This is a genomic window from Paenibacillus sp. ACRRX (assembly GCF_022346885.1).
Lineage (GTDB): Bacteria > Bacillota > Bacilli > Paenibacillales > Paenibacillaceae > Paenibacillus_B.
This window is the reverse complement of record NZ_JAKRNK010000008.1, coordinates 49488-67725: the sequence shown is the minus strand read 5'-3', so window position 1 is coordinate 67725 and position 18238 is coordinate 49488. Positions and strand designations below refer to the sequence as shown.

Below are 18238 nucleotides of genomic sequence, written 5' to 3'. Positions count from 1 at the left end.
TTGGACTTATCAAAAAGCAGTCATTTCATGATAAGGCTGAGTTAAGAGACTGAAAGAGGTAGGGACATACTCGCAGCAGCATGTCAGGATGATGTTCTCTTTGAGGGCGAAAGAGGGGGAGCAGAATAAAGAAGAAGGTTAAAAGGGCTAAAAAAGGCTAAAAGGCTAAGAAGGAGGTCTACTTTGAACAATCACACGATTGGCATTCTGGGAGCTGCCGGAAATGTAGGCAGAGAAGCAGTGCGTACGATGATAGCTGCAACAGAGTACCCGATTTTGCTTGGTGGCCGTAAGCAGGAGCAGCTTCGATCTCTTTTTTCAGAGTATGAAACAAGAATTAACGTCATGCAAGTAGATGTTTACGATGCAGAGCAGCTGCATCAGTTTTGTCGGTCATGTACAATCGTTGTCAATTGCGCAGGACCATCCAAGCAAATGAAAGATATCATTGCAGTTGCGTGCTTGGAACAGGGCGTCCACTATGTCGATGTATCTGGAGATGAGCACCTCTATCAGCTTCTTTTGCGGCGGGCACATGAAATTGAGGCCAAAAATCTGGTATTCCTAATATCTGCAGGGGCATATCCAGGATTGTCTGAAATTTTACCTGCTTATACGGCCGTTCAATACTTTGATGAAGTTCATCAAATCGAGGTGTTTTTTGCTGGCCAGGGTGGATTCTCAATCAATGCAGCCTATGACATTGTCTGCAGCATTAAAGATGACACCGGCATGGGCATGAACTACAGCCATTTTGGAAAAGCAGAGAAAATGACCGGGGCCTTCCACCGCAGCTATGAGTTGCCTCCACCAGCAGGATTGTTGGATACGTACCCTATTTTAAATAGTGAGTTCCAGCGGATGGCTGACATGTACAACATTCAATCGGCCTACTTTTATAACACTTATCCAAATAAGTCTGTGCTGAACCAGTTTGTCATGATAAAGGCGCTCAAACAATACAACACGGAAGCGCAGAAACAAGCGTCCGCCGCGACATTGACCACCCTATTTCATGGAAGCGGGCAAGCAGCAGATCATTATACAATGTTTTATCTCACTGCTGTAGGGAGCAAGGATGGCAGACGTGTGCATCTTCGAGGGAGCCTATTATATCCTCATGATTGGAATGCGTTATCGGGTATTGTGGCTGCTCAAGCTGCCCGATTAATTGCACAAGGACACAGCAAAAAGCCGGGGTGTTTCTTTGTGGCTGAAGGGATAGATGTATCAGCGATGATGGATGGCTTAATTAAATATCATCAGCTTGAGCTTGCCGTTACAGAATGTCAGCAGGAGGTGGACTATGAGCGAACCTAAGCCATTACGTACCATCGTTTGTGGTTCTAGATTCGGCCAGTTTTATCTGGAAGCCGTATCTGCGCTACCCGAACAATTTGAGCTGGTGGGTCTGTTTGCCAAAGGTAGTGAGCGGTCCCGTAAATGTGCAGAACGATATGGTGTTCCATTGTATACGGAGCTGGATCAGCTGCCCGAACATGTCGATTTAGCTTGTGTTGTATTACGGTCCGGGGTGATGGGTGGCAGCGGAACTGAAATAGCACTGGAACTGCTTGCCCGTGGGATTCATGTAATCCAAGAGCAGCCGGTTCATCATAAGGATATGGCAGCTTGTTTACGAACGGCACGGCAGCACGGAGTTCATTTCCAGACAGGGGATCTGTATGTCCACTTGCCAGCCATACAAAGATTTATCCGAAGTGCGCGTGTCTTGTTAGAGCAGCAGCAGGCACTGTATCTGGATGTTGCTTGTGCTACACAAGTGTCATTCCCTTTGATGCATATTTTGCTAGAAGCCCTACCAACCATTCGCCCATGGCAGATCAGCCATGTGATTCGGGAGCAGGGACCCTTTCAAGTATTAATTGGGTCGTTAGGAAATATTCCAATTACATTAAGAGCGCACAATGAAGTAGATCCCCATGATCCGGACAATTATCTACATTTATTACACCGGATGGCAATAGGCGTGGAGGGTGGCAGTTTATCCTTGGTGGATACTCACGGACCTGTCGTATGGCATCCTCGTCTGCATGTGCCGGATCTTCCTCATATTGCAGGGGAACTGGAAAATACGACCTCAGCTCACATGCTTGGCTTCAGTACTGAAATTCTAGGCGGGGCAATATCCGTGAGTTACAGAGACATATTATTGAAGCAGTGGCCACGAGCTATCGGACAAGACTTGTTAGCCATGAGAGATGTCATTTTGGGCAATGTCTCCAAAGCGGATATCGATACGTTGGCGCAGCAAGAACTGCTGTGTGCACGCCAATGGCAGGAGCTAACGACTGCACTCGGCTATCCGCTCATGCGGGCAAGCAGCAGTCATCAGCCGCTCGCGGTAGAGCAGCTAATCGCAGCAGCGTCCGCAATCACACCAGAGCCAGAAGAGACAGAGCATTCAATCATCCAGGTTGTTTCAACAAACTCAACAGCCCGAACAGATGAAGTTGGCATGAAAGCACTGACAGAGGAGAGAGTAGTTTCGGGGCAGGGGCCTAATCAAGTGATAGAACTCGATGTGTTCCGCTGTACAGATTACGCTGAAAGCACACTGGGAGGCATTAATGCCGTTCAAGTAACCGCGTGTGTGAATCGACTGGACGATGCAGCATTAAGTTCCATGTTATTTGCCCTGCAGTCTCAAGGGGCATTCATTTCAACAAATCAAGACTTCAGCGAGGAAGAGTTGCTCGTCGCTGGGAAGGTGGCACGACGTCACCAACATGTGATCAAGCGCTGGCTGCCTATTCTTGCAGAACATGGCTATATCACATTAAACAAGGGGCGTATTCGAAGTGTTGGCACGGTGACGTCGGCGATGGTGCATGAGCGCTGGGATGCAGTTAAGCAGGCTTGGAATGGCAAGCTCGGATCTCCCCTTGTGATTGACTATCTCATGCGTAATGCCGAGATGCTTCCTCAACTGATGAGCGATACGCAGCAAGCTGCCTTGCTATTATTTCCCGAGGGTCGCATGGATGTTGCCAATGCTTTGTACCGGGACACTGCCATTGCGCGGTACTTAAACGAGTCAGTAGCTGAGGCAGTCATACGAATTGCCGCCAACAAACGAGTAATGTCCCCGACAGGGAACGGGACGAACGGCAAGCTGCGAATACTAGAGATCGGTGCAGGTACAGGAGCGACTACAGACGTCGTAACGAAACGATTGCAGGAAGTTCTGCCTGGACAGCTAGCAGTTGATTATTTATTTACCGATATTTCTAAATTCTTTATATCAACTGCTCGTGAACGTTATGTTCATTGTCCTTGGCTGCGCTATAACGTTGTGGATATTGATCGGGATCTGACGGAGCAGGGCCTCACGACTCATAGCGTTGATGTCGTAATCGCAGCAGGCATGCTTAACAATGCGCGCGATACGGATAAGGTGGTTCAAGGCCTCATGCAAGTGCTGGTGCCTGGAGGTTGGATGCTGATAACAGAGCCTACACGGGAATTTGTAGAGATGTTGATCTCACAGGCTTTTATGATGACGGTGCCCGAGGATGATCGACAGCTTACCCAAACCACTTTTATGTCTGTTCATCAATGGCTGGAAGTGTTCCAATTGGCAGGTGCCGAAGAAGTAGCTGCATTCCCAGATGAAGCTCATCCACTTGCACCACTTGGTCAAAAACTATTTGTAGTAAGGAAGGGTCTAGATGCTGAAGTGCAGCCACATATTGTGTAAGGTCGACAACATCTCGCAGGTCGTTAGGGATTATGAAGCACTCGGATTTACGATGCAGTGGGGGAGCGCGCCGAATCGGGCGAACAACGCTTTATTGTGGTTTGAACAAGGCCCGTTTATTGAATTTTTCCAAATTCCTAAACCATTGACCTATTTCATACGACCGCTAGGTCTCTTTTATGGGCAGGTAGCGGGAAGACGCTGGTCTTACTGGGCGAAAGCAGCATCAGGTTGGTGTGACCTTGCCCTGGAGCCGGAGGAACAGGATATGGAGCATACACAGGGGGGCGCTGTAGATGATGGTCGTGATCTGACCGTGATTAAAGAAGCAATTGATCTGGCAGGTGTAGCAACCTCCCGTGTTATTCATGGCAGGCGTACTCGTCCAGATGGGCAAAAGGTGAAATATAGCCTGTTTGCTACTGAGCCGCTAGGTTTGCCATTTGTAGTGTCGACTTATGATCCGCCCCAGCGTCCTCTACGAATCACTCACCCCAATGGAGCACGCGGAGTCGAGTGGGTCAAGATGGAGGTAGCGGAACATCAAATGGATTTATTTCATGCCTTGTCACAGAACGATAAGTGGCTCAGAGTAGACACCTCATCACATATAAGACACTCAAAAGTAATAGAAGTCGGTCTTTCAGGCCTATGCCAGACACTGGACTCAAAGCTGCTGCATGGTGCTGTAATTACGTCTGTCTAGTCTGAACCGGCATTGATCTATCGCTGAATGACCGGATTGAAGAGGAAGGGAAGTGTGAAGTGATGACAGTAAACTTAAAAACGGATTGCATAGAGCTGCTTACGCGTCTGCGCAGAGAAGGAATTCATTTGTGGGAGGAAAACGGGAATCTACGCTTCAGATCACCCAAAGGTGTGCTTACAGACCGTGATGTACAACTGCTAAAAGCTTACAAAATGGAACTGCTAGAATTGCTGCAAGCTGAATCCACCGCGGCTGCCCTTACGCCAGATCCAGCTTCACGATATGAACCTTTCCCACTTACCGATATCCAAACTGCTTATTTACTAGGACGTCATGATTTGTTCGGTTATGGAGGTGTAGCTTGTCACATTTATATGGAGCTCCACTACCCCGAACTGGATCCGACACGAACAGAGGAAGCCTGGAATCAACTTATTTTACGTCATGACATGTTAAGGGCGATTATAGATCAAAATGGTCATCAGCAAGTGATGGAGAGTGTACCTCGTATGGAGATTGCATCGCTGAATCTGATAGATTGCGAGGAGCAGCTAGCTGAAGCTAAACTTGAGCAAATTCGGGAAGAGATGGGTCATCGTATTTATGATACGAACCGTTGGCCGTTATATGATATTGGTGTCACTCATACACGTCATGGTGCGATTCTCCATGTATCCATGGAATTTTTGATTGCCGATTGGGCGAGTATGTGGAAATTGTTAGCGGAGTTCGAGACACTGTACAAAGAACCTGAGACAGAGCTGCCTGAACTGAACCTCCGTTTCCGCGATTATGTGCTGGCTGAGCGCGGCCTGCGCGAGACTGTAGCTTATGCCAATGACAAAAAATATTGGCTTGAACGCATCGATATGCTGCCGTATGCGCCGGATTTGCCGCTTGCCAGGCAGCAGCTTGCGATGGTGACACCTCGTTTCGAGCGGCGCTATCTGCAACTGGACCAGAAACAGTGGGGTACGCTCAAGCATCATGCACAGCAGCGCGGCTTGACACCAACAGCTGTGGTAATGACGGCATATGCGGCCGTAATTGAGCGCTGGAGTCGTAATCGGACATTTAGTTTGAACTTGACGCTGCTAAACCGCTTGCCGCTGCATGCTCAGGTTCATGACCTCGTTGGTGATTTTACATCAGTAAACTTGTTAGCTGTGCAGTGGGAGACTAACCATAGGTTTTATGAACATGCCAAGGCGTTGCAAAAACAGTTATTTGAAGACTTGGACCATCGTTTATATTCCGGAGTTGAAGTATTACGTGAAATTGCACGTAAAAGAGGACGTGAAGCTGCTCTGATGCCGATTGTATTTACGAGTGCAATTGGTCTTGTTGAGCCCACTCAAGGCAGTTCTCTCGACGGAAAATTAAGTGGGTACGGTATCAGCCAGACGCCGCAAGTGTTAATCGATTGCCAGGCGATGGATAGCGCAGCTGGACTGCAGGTCAATTGGGACGTGCGTGCCGGCGTATTTCCGGAGCAGATGGTTAACGATATGTTTGATGCATTTGAGGGTTTGCTGCGTTCTTTGGCGAGTTCTAGCCTGGTCTGGGAGGAAGCGGACCCGATCTCGTTGCCAGCGTGGCAGTTAACCGAAAGATATGAGATCAACGCAACAAAAGCGCCTTTGCCAGATCATTCTTTGCACTATCCCATACGAGTACAAGCTGCGGCAACACCAGATCTGCCTGCTGTCATTGACAGCAGCGGAACGATCACGTACAAGGAACTGGTGCAGCGGGCTGCGGCAGTGGCAGCACGATTAACGGCATTAGGATGTGTCGTTCAGGATCGAGTGGCTATTGTTATGGAGAAAAGTGCGCATCAAGTAGCTGCTGTACTTGGCGTGCTGTCTGCCGGGGCAGTATATGTGCCTATCGATGCAAAGCAGCCTGAATTGCGCCGTCTGTCTATGCTGGAGCAAGCGGGCGTTCGTTATGTCCTAACGTGCGCGGATACGGGACTTCAATGGCCTGATTCTTTAACCACCATCGAAGTGGATCAGCTACCACCTATGCAGGATCATACAGTCCACTGTGAGTGTGATCCTGACTTGCCTGCGTACATCATTTACACCTCGGGTTCTACGGGGCAGCCTAAAGGCGTGGTGATGAGTCATCGTGCTGTCGCCAATACGATTACGGACCTGAATCGTAGATTTAACATCAACCATAATGATCGCGTACTGGGACTTGCCCAGCTCAGCTTTGACTTGTCTGTCTACGACATATTTGGCCCGCTCTCAGTAGGGGGAACTGTCGTCTATCCAAGTGATGAGCGACGTACCGATCCTTCTCATTGGGCAGAACTTATCGAGCAGCATAACGTTACGGTATGGAATACGGTCCCGGCCTTAATGCAAATGCTCATGGCATACTTAAATGGTGAAACAGGCAACTGTCTCCCTGACCTGCGGCTTGTATTTTTATCCGGCGACTGGATTCCGCTGACTTTGCCTGATCTGATTATGAGTCGGTTGCCAGAGGTGCAGCTTGTAAGTATGGGGGGAGCAACTGAGGCTGCTATCTGGTCGATCTATCATAGATATACAGGACTTCAAGAGGACTGGTGCAGCATTCCTTATGGTCGTCCGTTGGATAATCAGAGCTTCCGAATATTGGACGATCGGATGCGGGATTGTCCTGTGTGGGTTAGCGGTGAGTTGTACATTTCCGGAGATGGTTTATCCGATGGATATTTGGGAAATGAGGCTGCAACTCAGGAACGCTTTATAAGACATCCTTCTGACGGAGAACGGCTGTACCGTACGGGAGACTTAGGTCGTTATACGCCAGGCGGGGAGATTGAGTTCCTTGGTCGAGAAGACAATCAAGTCAAGATCAAGGGACATCGTATTGAACTGGGAGAGATCGAATCTGCCCTGCAGCAGCATCCTGTTGTTGCTGCTGCAGGGGTTGTGGCATCTGGCAAAGGGGAAGAACAAGCGCTGTTAGCGTTTGTGGAAACGGGCCTTAAGGCAGAACGGCAGTTAAGCGTGGAACAAGCGGTGTGGACCCCTTTGCTGGAAGGCATCGATGAACATGCCACAGCAGCCACACGTGATGTACACGTGGCAGACATCCGATCAGCAACAGCAGCGCTTGATCAGGCGGTATACTACGCGATGTTGTTAGCACTGCAAAAACAAGGGCTATTTATCCCAGGCGAACTGTATGCTGAGGAGGCCATAGAATACTGCCAAGGTATCTTGCCTAAGTATCGCTGGCTGGTTCGGCGTTGGATCGCAAAGCTGACACAAGCGGGGCTATTAGTCGAACATTTTGATGGGCGTTGCAGTACTGCGCAACTTGTCGATGAAAGAACAGTCCGTGATTACTGGGTGTCGGCGGAGTCGATCTGGCTGAATGTGCTTGGCTCATCAGGATTTACAGCATATGTGCGCAGCAATACGGAGAAGCTGTCAGAACTGCTTGGTGGTCAGCAGGATGCAGTATCGTTATTGTTTCCGGAAGGCAAGCTAGATCACGTTAGATCCTTATATGTGGATCATGTTATGGCGAACTATCTCAATGATTGCATGTGTACGTTATTGCAGCGTATTATGGCGAGCCAGCCACAAGGACGTTGCTTGCGCATTTTGGAAGTAGGGGCAGGTACAGGAGCAACGACAGAAAAAGTATTACAAGCTTTAGAAGGTTATGAGGTAGAGTATGTATTTACGGACGTTACGGCCTTCTTTATTCCGGGAGCAAAAGCCAGATTTGCACAATATCCGTGGGTTCGTTTTGGGCAATTTAATGTAGATGAGGATTATCGGGCACAGGGATTATCCCCTAATAGCTTCGACGTAGTGCTTGCTGCTGGAGTTTTGGAAAATGCACGGGATATTCCAGTCAGCATGAACAGTTTAAATCAACTTATTAGTCCAGGCGGGTGGCTTATATTTACGGAACCAACAGAAGAGCATGCCTGGATATTGGCTTCGCAAGCCTTTATGATGACAGAACCGGGCGATGAGCTTCGTGCTGACAGTTCGTACCTGAGTAAGGATGACTGGTTACAACTGCTGCACAGGTATGGGGAAGAACCTGTTTTATGTTTGCCGGCATCACAGCATAAGCTGGCCCCTTTAGGATTCCATCTGTATGCCAAGCAGATGAAGCAGGATCGATTATCCTTACAAACTTCGGAGCTGGAGCATTTTCTCGTTGAACGTCTGCCTGCGTATATGATTCCTGCTCATCTACAGATTGTAGATGCCCTTCCATTAACAGGGAATGGAAAGCTGGATCGGCGCGAGCTGCTGACTTGGCTTCCTGCAGCTACAACAGGAGATGATAACAGCATGGTCGCTACCGAGGAAAGCATGGATGAAGATGAGGCACAGCTTGCCGAAATGTGGGCAAGTGCATTAGGTATTCCGCGTATTGGCAGGCTGCAAAGCTTTTATGAGCATGGCGCTGACTCGCTTATTATGGCGCAAGTTGCGGGTAAACTACGTGACAAGCTGGCAGAGCAAGCAATGCGTACCGTTATTCCGTATGATGCATTGCTTCGCCAAATGCTCAATTATCCCACCGTAGCGGAACTGGCCCAATTTATGCGTTCATACGATCAAGAGCCTGAACGGCAGGCTGCTATTGCCCTCTCTGCGGCAGCAGGGAGCTCAAGCAATGCTGCGCTTACATCATATGGCGGAGGCGAGACCGGACCTCTTCGCGTAGTATTCCATGCAGGGCTTGGAACGATGAATTGTTTCCACTTATTGCTGGAACGTCTTAAACTGGATCATTTAGGAGCTGTTATAGGCATCTCGATTGCGGATGTGGAGACTTACTGTTCCTTGGCGCCGTCAGAGCTTATTGAACGGATTGCAGATGACTATACGGAGCGCTTGCTGGAAAGCGGCTGCAAACAGATGCAGCTCCTTGGGTATAGCTTGGGCGGCATGATCGCGATTGAAGTGGCCAGAAGACTAGTCGAGAAGGGGATTGAACTGTGTGATCTAGTTCTGATAGACAGTCATCCCGTGTTGTTTGATATTAATGATGATCTCGTCATTGAAACGTTATTTGTTCCTAATTTGCATATTTCCCTTGCAACAGCTGGGTTTGATGATGCAACTCCTGAAGAACTAGGGTGTGGTCTGATCCACGTCTTTGAACAGAACAATCAAAGCGTTCCGCAGGGCTCCGTTTGCACAATCGGCGGGGATGAAGTACTTGACAAGGTAGGGACGCTATTTAATAAAATGGCGATGATGCCTATGAAGGAGCGATTCACCGCATATGTGGATGCAGTGACGGCTAATACGGGCAATCATATGCCGGTTGAGATGGCTGAAGGTTTGTATAAAGTGTATTGCCAAAGCTTTATGGCGTCGCGTTATACTCCGCTTCCTTATATGGGAAATATCCGACTTTTATTAGCCGAAGAGCCGGTTGGCTTTTTACCAGGTACCGATCAAATGACGCATGATTTTTGGAGGGACGTTTGTCTAGGAGATTTTGAAGTGATTACAATTGGAGGCAATCACTTTAGTTGTATAGAAGATCCCAAACATGTGGCTAACGTTGCACAAATTGTATCTGCACCGCTGCTTAAATGCTAGCGCTTGTACTATGAATAGAAGCTCCCCGAGTTTGTCTCGGGGGGCTATTTATATTTCACATGAAAAGGAAGCAGACATAATTAAAGCGCGTGCACATCAGCTGTTCCATAACAAATGTATTGCATCGTAATGGCAGAATTCGTTATCGGCTGTTGCTAGGCAGCTATGCTATACTAAATACATAAGCTTCGCGAAAGGAGCATTTTAATATATGATGCAGGATCAAGAATTAAACACAGCTATAAGCCAGAGGCCAAGCGTGCTGCTGGTTGACGGGATGGCTGTGCTGTTTCGTGCTTACTATGCAACTGCTTACGGCGGATCAATCCGTAGGATGAGTGACGGCACGCCTACCAATGCAATCTTTGGTTTTATTCGTTATTTCTGGGATGCGGTAGAACGATTTAAGCCCTCTCATATCATATGCTGCTGGGATTTAAGCAGCAAGACGTTCCGTTCGCAGCAATTTTCCGAATATAAAGCCAATCGAGCGGAGTGTCCAGAGGATCTAGTGCCTCAATTCCAACTTATCCGTGATGTCATGGATTCCTTCGGCATACCAAATGTATCTTGTGAAGGTTATGAAGCAGATGATTGTATTGGGACACTGGCACGCATTTATCGAGATCAGAATGATGTTATGATCTTGACAGGGGATCACGATATGCTGCAGCTTGTCCATGAGCACACGAAGGTGATTATCATGAAGAAGGGCCATGGCAATTATGCTGTTTACAGCCCGGACTACTTGATGGAAGAACGTCAATTAACTCCTGAACAAGTGATAGATGTTAAAGGATTGATGGGAGATACGTCTGATAATTATCCGGGTGTTCGCGGCATCGGCGAGAAAACAGCGTACAAGCTTGTGCAGCAATACGGTACGATTGAAGGTATTTTAGACCATATGCATGAGCTGACCAAAGGGGTTCGTACGAAGATTGAAGCGGATTTGGATATGCTGCATTTATCCAGACAACTGGCTCGCATAGAATGTGAGGTTCCGTTGGAATGTGAGCTGGATGCATGTGTGTTTGCTCCGGATGCTGAAGAAGTGAAATTGATCTTTGAACGGCTGGAAATGAAAAGCATGATTGCCTTTACAGGAGTGTCTTAAACATAGAAGGATTGAAATGCGCAATGCCGGGTGTATATCCAGCACTCGGTATTGCACAGATCCTGCTGCTACAGGCCAATCTTGAGTTAGGTTTGTACAGCAGTAGAAGAGTGATGTAATTTGGCATCAAGATCTGATACATAGGGAAGGAAGAGTGCATTGCGTCAGAAACATACGGCTCCAATTATAAGTGGGGCACAACCAGACAGACAAAGAAGTACATTTATGTTAAAAATAGCTGCGCTTGTCACTGCACTAAGTGTAACGATTACGCTTGCTGTACCTTATCAAGTCAATACAGCGCAAGCAGTTGGGTCGATAAAAGCGGTATCCGTATCCCAAAATGCCCCGCTTGCTGCTCCAAAGGCTCAACTGAAGTCTGTCCAAACGGGTAAGCAGACTTTTAAGGTATCTACTGTCACGATTCCTAAGGGCTATCGAGTATCCTCGACATTTGGCAAGCAGCAGTATGGAACTTCTGCCGGTCTTGGCGCTATCGTCAAAGCCAATCAAGCCGTAGCTGCCATAAATGGTACGTTCTTTGAGGCTTACACTGGAGTACCAGAACCGTGGGGAACGTTAATTATTAACGGAAAGATAGAACATGTGGGCAATACGGGAACGATAATCGGTTTTGATCGACAAGGCAATGTGTTGATGGACACACTTCGCATCCAGATTACGGGTACCGTGGAGAGCAAGGCGACAGGGAAGAAGAACAATTGGTATACCTATTTTGTGAATCGAACACCAGCAAAAGACGGTTCTTCGGCTGTTCTTTACACCCCAATGCGTGGCAAAAACATCGGATTTACATATGGCAAAGCAGTAGTGGTTGAGCAAGGTATCGTCAAAGAGGTTGCTGCTGGTAAAAATGTCGCCATCCCGGCAAACGGCTTTGTACTTGTTTATACAGGCAAGGAAAAGCGTATGGCGGACAGATTTGCTGTAGGTGATCTTGTTGATGTACAGACCAAGTATACGAATACAGCAGGCAACCAGTTGGATTGGTCCGAGGTTCAGACAGCAATTGGAGCTGGGCCTAGATTAGTCAAAGATGGCCGAATTGCCTTGAATCCTGCGCAAGAAGGCTTTAAGCAGGACAAAATATTAAGTCTGTCCGCTACGCGCAGCGGTATAGGTGTTATGCCGGATGGCTCGGTGATGCTGGCGACGGTCCCTTCGGCAACGATGAGCCAGTGGGCGGCGATCTGGAAGCAGCTTGGTGCGAAGCAGGCGATGAATCTGGATGGAGGAGCATCGTCAGGCCTATACGCTAATGGCAAAATGATGACTGAACCAGGGCGCGCGCTGAGCAATGCTTTACTGTTCCGTAAGCCGTAGCTCATAAGTCAAACCAAAAGATAATCGGCTGGACTGCGGGTGGGAGTCCATTTATTTTAAAGTGGTGTGGATGACACAAATAGAAGCAGGCACTATTGCCTGCTTCTATTTGCTGCTTGAACTGAAGTTGACGGCCGCTAATCGGTAAAATGGGCTTCCCCTACGACCAGGTATAAAAACTGACGAAGCTCCTCAGCTTCTTCAATGCCTAATTTAAAATGCGCTTCTAAATAACCTTCGTCTTTTAAGTCATCTTGACCGATGATGCCTGTAATCCCGCTTTGCAGATCGGTTACCAGCTTCTTGCCGTAGAAGCGGCTTGTCGTTGTTACGGCAAGGTCAAAGCGATGCAAGCTTTCCCCTATAAATGTCACAAAACGTGATGTTGTATCTTCGGTGTAATCAGATAGAAAGTCTAATTCGTGATTCATCCCCACTCGCCCCCTCCATAGATAACGTTCTCATTATAGCCCATTACGTCAAATATTGGATAGGAATAACGATCCTAATATTGACAGAAAAGATGGTCATGCTATAATAAGCTTAAATTCATAACTAGGATGAGGAAGCACCTCTTCGACGACGATATACGTTGAAGGCGTGCTTCCTTTTTGATGCCTGCATATCGCCGGATTGTTATGAAGGACTATTATTTTTCAATAGGAGGTAAGGCGATATGCTAGTAGTATGGATGACACGAATGGAGAAGGTGACAGCAGCCGGAGTGACTATTACCGGGCTTGTAAGTGCTGGTGAGGAAGAAGGAAAATGGATTGTATTGTGGGAGACAGGCGTGTCTGATCAAGTGGACGACATAACGGACAACCATATACAGCAGGAATCCGTCACTTGGTATGAAGGTGGGGTCTGGCTTGAGATGCGGGCGGCGCTTCGAGCGGGCATGGCACGCTTGCTTAGCATTGGATTTCAGCCTGCTCTTGGCTTCATGCCAGATACGAATATTCATGAGCGGCGTATGAAAGAGCATAACGAATGGATCAACTGCTACGGAGACCTGAACGTTAATGATACGCTGTATGAACGTTTAACGGCGTGGCGCAGAGAACAAGCGATTACCTTGAAGAGGGCGCCATTCTGGATTGCAACGAATCGAATGCTTAGACTGGTAAGTGCATTTGTGCCTTATTCTGCAGAAGAGCTGCGGCAGTTGCCGGGATTCGGCGAGGCTAAGGTAAGGGCGTATGCGGAGTCGATCACGGCAATAACGAAGACGATCGGACGCGCTGCGGAATTCCCATTGAACTGGGTGCGAGAAACAGTGTCTGAACCGGTATTTCTCAAGTGGGTTTATGAGCAGGAGCAGGCCAAACTGAATAATGAATTTGGAAAACTTGTAGAACGTCGAATGTTACTCGAAGGGATACAGAATCAGATGTCGGCTGAGCAGTTGACAGGGCACTTGAAAATAGATCGAAGAGAATTGCTAGTACGGATCGAAGCATTAGTCGCAGACGGTTATGACATCCATGACTTTATTGAGCTGGAGCTATCCATAATTTCAAGTGAGGAACGTCAATCCATTATAGCTGCACTTGCAGAATTGGGGGTTGAATACTTAAAACCGGTATTCGTTCGTGTGTATGGAGAGGACGCCTTGCAGATGGCAAGTGGTGAATTGCAGCGCAAATATGAATACATTCGGCTCGTAAGAATGACATTGAACGGTCAAGTAACAGGGAATCAGGATGAAGTACAAGAATTAAGTATTAACAAAGCACCAAATACGCCGGCAGAAGGAACGTCAAGTGACAAGAAGCAGGGAAGGCAGACGGCTTAGATTACAAGCTGATCGAGTATACATATAGCCCGCTAACCATTATTGATTAGCGGGCGGATTATGCAGGAAATGAACCTGTTCAATTGTTAAGTTTACAGCCAATCCTTCTTACGGAACCAATACAACATAAACAGGGCGAGTGCCAGCATAAAGCCGCTGACATATAACGAGCCGTATTCGTTATGCATAAATGGCACATAATCAAAGTTCATGCCGTAGAAGCCGGTAATGAAGGTCAGGGGCATAAAGATCGTTGTAACGGCCGTAAAGACGCGCATGATTTCATTGGCACGGTTTGCAATGCTTGATTGGTAAGACTCTCGTAAGTTTGCCATTAAGTCGCGGAACGTTTCAAATGTTTCAGCTACTTTAACAGCATTTTCATAAATGTCGCGAAAATATTTCTGAAGGTTATCATCAATAAGCCGCAAGTCTTTGCGATACAGAACAAGGAGTACTTCCTTCTGCGGACCTAGTCCCTTCTTAAGCCACAAGATCTCGCTTCGCAGATTAATGATTTCGTTTAAGTGAGATTTCTTCGCATTTACGAGTACGACTTCCTCAAGATTGTCAATCTTGGCTTCAATTCGATCCGCAACCGTAAAGTAGTTGTCTACAACGGTGTCAGCAAGTATATAGAGCATACGGTCCGGCGTGCTCACTTCCTGTTCCCACAGCAAGGGCTTAACGGTACGCAATTCATTAATTTTCTGCTTGGTAACGGTAATTAGATAGTGTTTGCCAAGAAAAATATTTAAAGCACGGAGAAATATTTCTTCATCATCAAACCGAATGCTGTTAATCACAATGAAGTAATGACCTTCGTATATTTCCATCTTCGGCCGCTGTTCATCCTCACTTAGGCAATCCTCAACTGCGAGATCGTGAATATGAAACATCGGCTGTAATACAAGAAGATCATCAACGTCCGCATCGATCCAGTAGAATCCTGCATCAGGCGGGGTCAATGTGACATTAATGTCTTCGATCGGTGTAAACACACCGTCGTTGACGAGACGTATTTTCATCACCATCACTCCTTCATACCACCGCTTATCGGTAGCTTGCGTCGTCGTTATCATGACGATTCATAACTAGCAACGTGAAGATGCGGGGATGGTGAAGTTGTTCACAGTGTTGAGTGAATAAACAGAGTCAGGCGTGTAAGGACACCATAATAGGGTCCCTCAAGCGCGAACAACTAACGACAGCCACAAGCACAAGCTTACGTGATCGTCGAATCGTCATATTCGGTTGTCCGTTCTTACCGTGGCACGGCCTCGGGTCGCCATCCATCCGAAATTCACCTCTACAAAATAGAATGTAAACAAGTGCTTTTAATCCGTTAGGTCTGAAGCACTTGTCTAGTATAACGCGGCATTAGTAGCCTTTCAAGGGATAATCAGATGAAACTTATGCCTTCAATATATGGTGTGCTGCCATTACATGTGATTTGACTCTTGACGAAATGCTTGCCAATGCCTTAAATTATTACCAAGTCCAATTGATGACCAATTTCATAAGCAAATGGCAATCTTATCAAGAGCAGGTGGAGGGACAAGCCCGATGATACCCGGCAACCGGCGCAAGCAGTATGTTTTGCGCAGCGGTGCTAATTCTTGCAGATGCATGGTGTAGACGAATGTTTTGCGCCCGGCAGCTGATAGATGAGAGAGGCGCATGAATATATGCAGGCATGACCTTTCTCGTATCATACAGAGAAAGGTTTTTTTGTATTCAATTTTAACAAAAGTCGAATTTGCTTACGTTATTGTTCATCTTTCAGGACACATTTCGAAGGGGGAGAGCGTCATGCCGATTAAAATACCGGACCATTTGCCGGCGAAAGAAATATTGACTCAGGAGAACATATTCGTCATGGACGAATCACGCGCTTATACACAAGATATTCGTCCGCTGCGAATTGTTATACTTAACTTAATGCCGACAAAAGAGACCACTGAAACACAGTTGTTACGTCTAATCGGGAATACGCCGCTGCAAGTGGATGTGACGTTGCTTCATCCTGCGACCCACGTATCCAAAAATACTTCGGCGGAGCATCTGTCGTCCTTCTATAAGACATTTGAAGATGTAGAAAATGAACAATTTGACGGCATGATCATTACAGGTGCTCCTGTTGAGCAAATGGAATACGAAGAGGTAACCTATTGGAAGGAACTCTGCGACATCATGGAGTGGTCCAAGGATCATGTGACATCAACCATGCATATTTGTTGGGCCTCACAAGCTGGGCTGTATTATCATTACGGTGTACCCAAACATCCGCTTTCTAATAAGTGTTTTGGTGTATTCCACCATTCATTGAGCAAGGAGAATGTCAAGTTGACTCGCGGCTTTGATGAGTTATTTCTAGTACCACAATCTCGTCATACGGAAGTCCGCAGAGAGGACATTGAGCAGAAGAAAGGCTTGGAAATTTTATCTGAGTCGGACGAAGCAGGCGTATACTTGGTAGCGAGCGAAGACGGACGTCATATCTTTGTAACAGGCCATTCCGAATATGACACGTGTACATTGAAGTGGGAGTATGATCGGGATGTTGCTAAAGGAATGGAGATGGAGCTGCCGTGTAACTACTATCCTAATGATGATTCGACCAAAACACCGCGTTCAACATGGAAAGGGCACGCCAACTTACTTTTTTCCAACTGGCTTAACTACTATGTATACCAAGAAACGCCGTATGAACTACGTTCTGTAGCAGTACGTAAAGAAGGGGCAGGTGTATAGCATGATTAACCGTGACGAGCAGTCTTATCGGATGGAAAGCCAATTAGCGCAAATTGGTTCCATTCAGGAGCCGACGACAGGCGCAGTAACCTTCCCAATTTATCAAGCTACCGCGTATCGGCATCCTCGCCTAGGACAGAGTACAGGTTTTGATTACATTCGGACCAAGAACCCGACTCGGGCGGTGTTGGAGGATGCGGCTGCCTTGTTAGAGCGCGGAGATGCAGGTTTTGCCTGTAGTTCGGGCATGGCGGCGCTTCAGACCGTCTTTGCCCTATTCGGACAAGGTGATCACTTGATTGTCTCTTTGGATCTATACGGTGGCACCTATCGTATGCTAGAACGACTGCTGTCCCGGTTTGGTGTGACGGCTTCTTATGTGGATACAAACGATCTTGAGGCGATAGAATCCGTTCGTCAACCGTCCACTAAAGCTATATTTATCGAGACCCCTACGAATCCGCTTATGATGATTACCGATATTGAAGCTGTTGCCAAGTGGGCGCAGTCCCATAACATGCTGACAATCGTGGACAATACATTACTTACGCCGTTTTTCCAGCGTCCGATTGAGCTGGGAGCGGATATTATCGTACACAGTGCTACCAAATATTTGGGCGGACACAATGATGTACTTGCTGGACTTATCGTGACAAAGGGTAAAGAATTGTCCGAAGAGATGGCTTTCCTTCATAATTCTATTGGTGCTGTGCTTAGTCCGAGTGACTCTTATCAGCTCATGCGCGGAATGAAGACGTTAGCGCTGCGTATGGAGCGGCATGAATACAACGCTACACGTGTTGCAGAGTGGCTTAATACACACGAATCAATAGACACGGTTTATTATCCAGCACTTGTGGATCACCCGGGCTATGTGATCCAACGCAAACAATCATCAGGCAACACCGGAATATTATCGTTCCGCTTGCGTGATGCTCGTTATGTGGAGCCGATCTTACGTCATATTAAGCTAATTGCATTTGCGGAGAGTCTGGGCGGTGTGGAATCACTAATGACCTATCCTGCAGTTCAGACCCATGCGGACATCCCGCAAGAAATTCGGGAAGCTGTAGGTGTTGATGATCGCCTGCTGCGTTTCTCTGTTGGAATCGAACATGTAGATGACATTATTGCAGACCTGGAACAAGCGTTATCTGCCGCCAAGGAAGAGTTGGCGTCAACGCCTGTTTTGGAAGCAAAAGGGGTGTAG

11 protein-coding genes and 1 riboswitch are annotated in these 18238 nt (G+C 47.3%); of the genes, 9 read left to right on the top strand and 2 right to left on the bottom strand.

Features of this window, described 5'->3' with window-relative positions:
- Positions 1 to 183 precede the first annotated feature (183 nt).
- The 6 genes from MH117_RS20725 to MH117_RS20700 all read left to right on the top strand — a co-directional run bounded on the left by MH117_RS20725 (position 184) and on the right by MH117_RS20700 (position 12476).
- Positions 184 to 1320, top strand: coding sequence for a saccharopine dehydrogenase family protein (locus MH117_RS20725; RefSeq protein ID WP_239332025.1), 1137 nt, complete (start codon positions 184 to 186; stop codon positions 1318 to 1320).
- Positions 1307 to 3721, top strand: a complete 2415-nt coding sequence (locus MH117_RS20720; RefSeq protein ID WP_239332023.1) for a bifunctional Gfo/Idh/MocA family oxidoreductase/class I SAM-dependent methyltransferase — start codon at positions 1307 to 1309, stop codon at positions 3719 to 3721. The genes MH117_RS20725 and MH117_RS20720 overlap by 14 nt, the downstream gene beginning before the upstream one ends.
- A complete protein-coding gene (locus MH117_RS20715) occupies positions 3693 to 4427 on the top strand; it encodes a VOC family protein (protein WP_239332021.1) in 735 nt (244 codons plus the stop codon). Before MH117_RS20720 ends, MH117_RS20715 begins: the two co-directional genes overlap by 29 nt.
- A gap of 62 nt (positions 4428 to 4489) precedes the next feature.
- Positions 4490 to 10015, top strand: a complete 5526-nt coding sequence (locus tag MH117_RS20710) for a non-ribosomal peptide synthetase (RefSeq protein WP_239332019.1) — start codon at positions 4490 to 4492, stop codon at positions 10013 to 10015.
- 211 nt (positions 10016 to 10226) lie between these two features.
- Entirely contained in the window at positions 10227 to 11132 is a 906-nt protein-coding gene (locus MH117_RS20705; protein WP_239332017.1) for a 5'-3' exonuclease, read from the top strand.
- 159 nt (positions 11133 to 11291) lie between these two features.
- Positions 11292 to 12476: a phosphodiester glycosidase family protein gene (locus MH117_RS20700; protein WP_239332015.1), complete on the top strand. Its 1185-nt coding sequence runs from the start codon at positions 11292 to 11294 to the stop codon at positions 12474 to 12476.
- Between the two features lie 137 nt (positions 12477 to 12613).
- Here MH117_RS20700 and MH117_RS20695 read toward each other — a convergent pair whose 3' ends face one another.
- Positions 12614 to 12907: a DUF3055 domain-containing protein gene (locus MH117_RS20695; RefSeq protein WP_239332013.1), complete on the bottom strand. Its 294-nt coding sequence runs from the start codon at positions 12905 to 12907 to the stop codon at positions 12614 to 12616.
- Between the two features lie 245 nt (positions 12908 to 13152).
- Here MH117_RS20695 and MH117_RS20690 point away from each other — a divergent pair, with 245 nt between their 5' ends.
- Complete coding sequence (locus MH117_RS20690; protein WP_239332011.1) at positions 13153 to 14274, top strand: HRDC domain-containing protein; 1122 nt, start codon at positions 13153 to 13155, stop codon at positions 14272 to 14274.
- 92 nt (positions 14275 to 14366) lie between these two features.
- On the opposite strand, the gene corA is transcribed toward MH117_RS20690, so the two are convergent.
- Positions 14367 to 15302, bottom strand: coding sequence for a magnesium/cobalt transporter CorA (gene corA / locus MH117_RS20685; RefSeq protein ID WP_239332387.1), 936 nt, complete (start codon positions 15300 to 15302; stop codon positions 14367 to 14369).
- Between the two features lie 505 nt (positions 15303 to 15807).
- Positions 15808 to 15948: riboswitch (SAM riboswitch) on the top strand.
- Positions 15949 to 16086: 138 nt separating this feature from the next.
- Between corA and metA the strand changes: the two genes are divergently transcribed.
- Positions 16087 to 17028 carry a homoserine O-acetyltransferase MetA gene (gene metA, locus MH117_RS20680; RefSeq protein WP_239332009.1) on the top strand — a complete coding sequence of 314 codons (942 nt, stop codon included), beginning with the start codon at positions 16087 to 16089 and terminating at the stop codon, positions 17026 to 17028.
- 1 nt (position 17029) lies between these two features.
- A complete protein-coding gene (locus MH117_RS20675; RefSeq protein ID WP_239332007.1) occupies positions 17030 to 18238 on the top strand; it encodes an aminotransferase class I/II-fold pyridoxal phosphate-dependent enzyme in 1209 nt (402 codons plus the stop codon).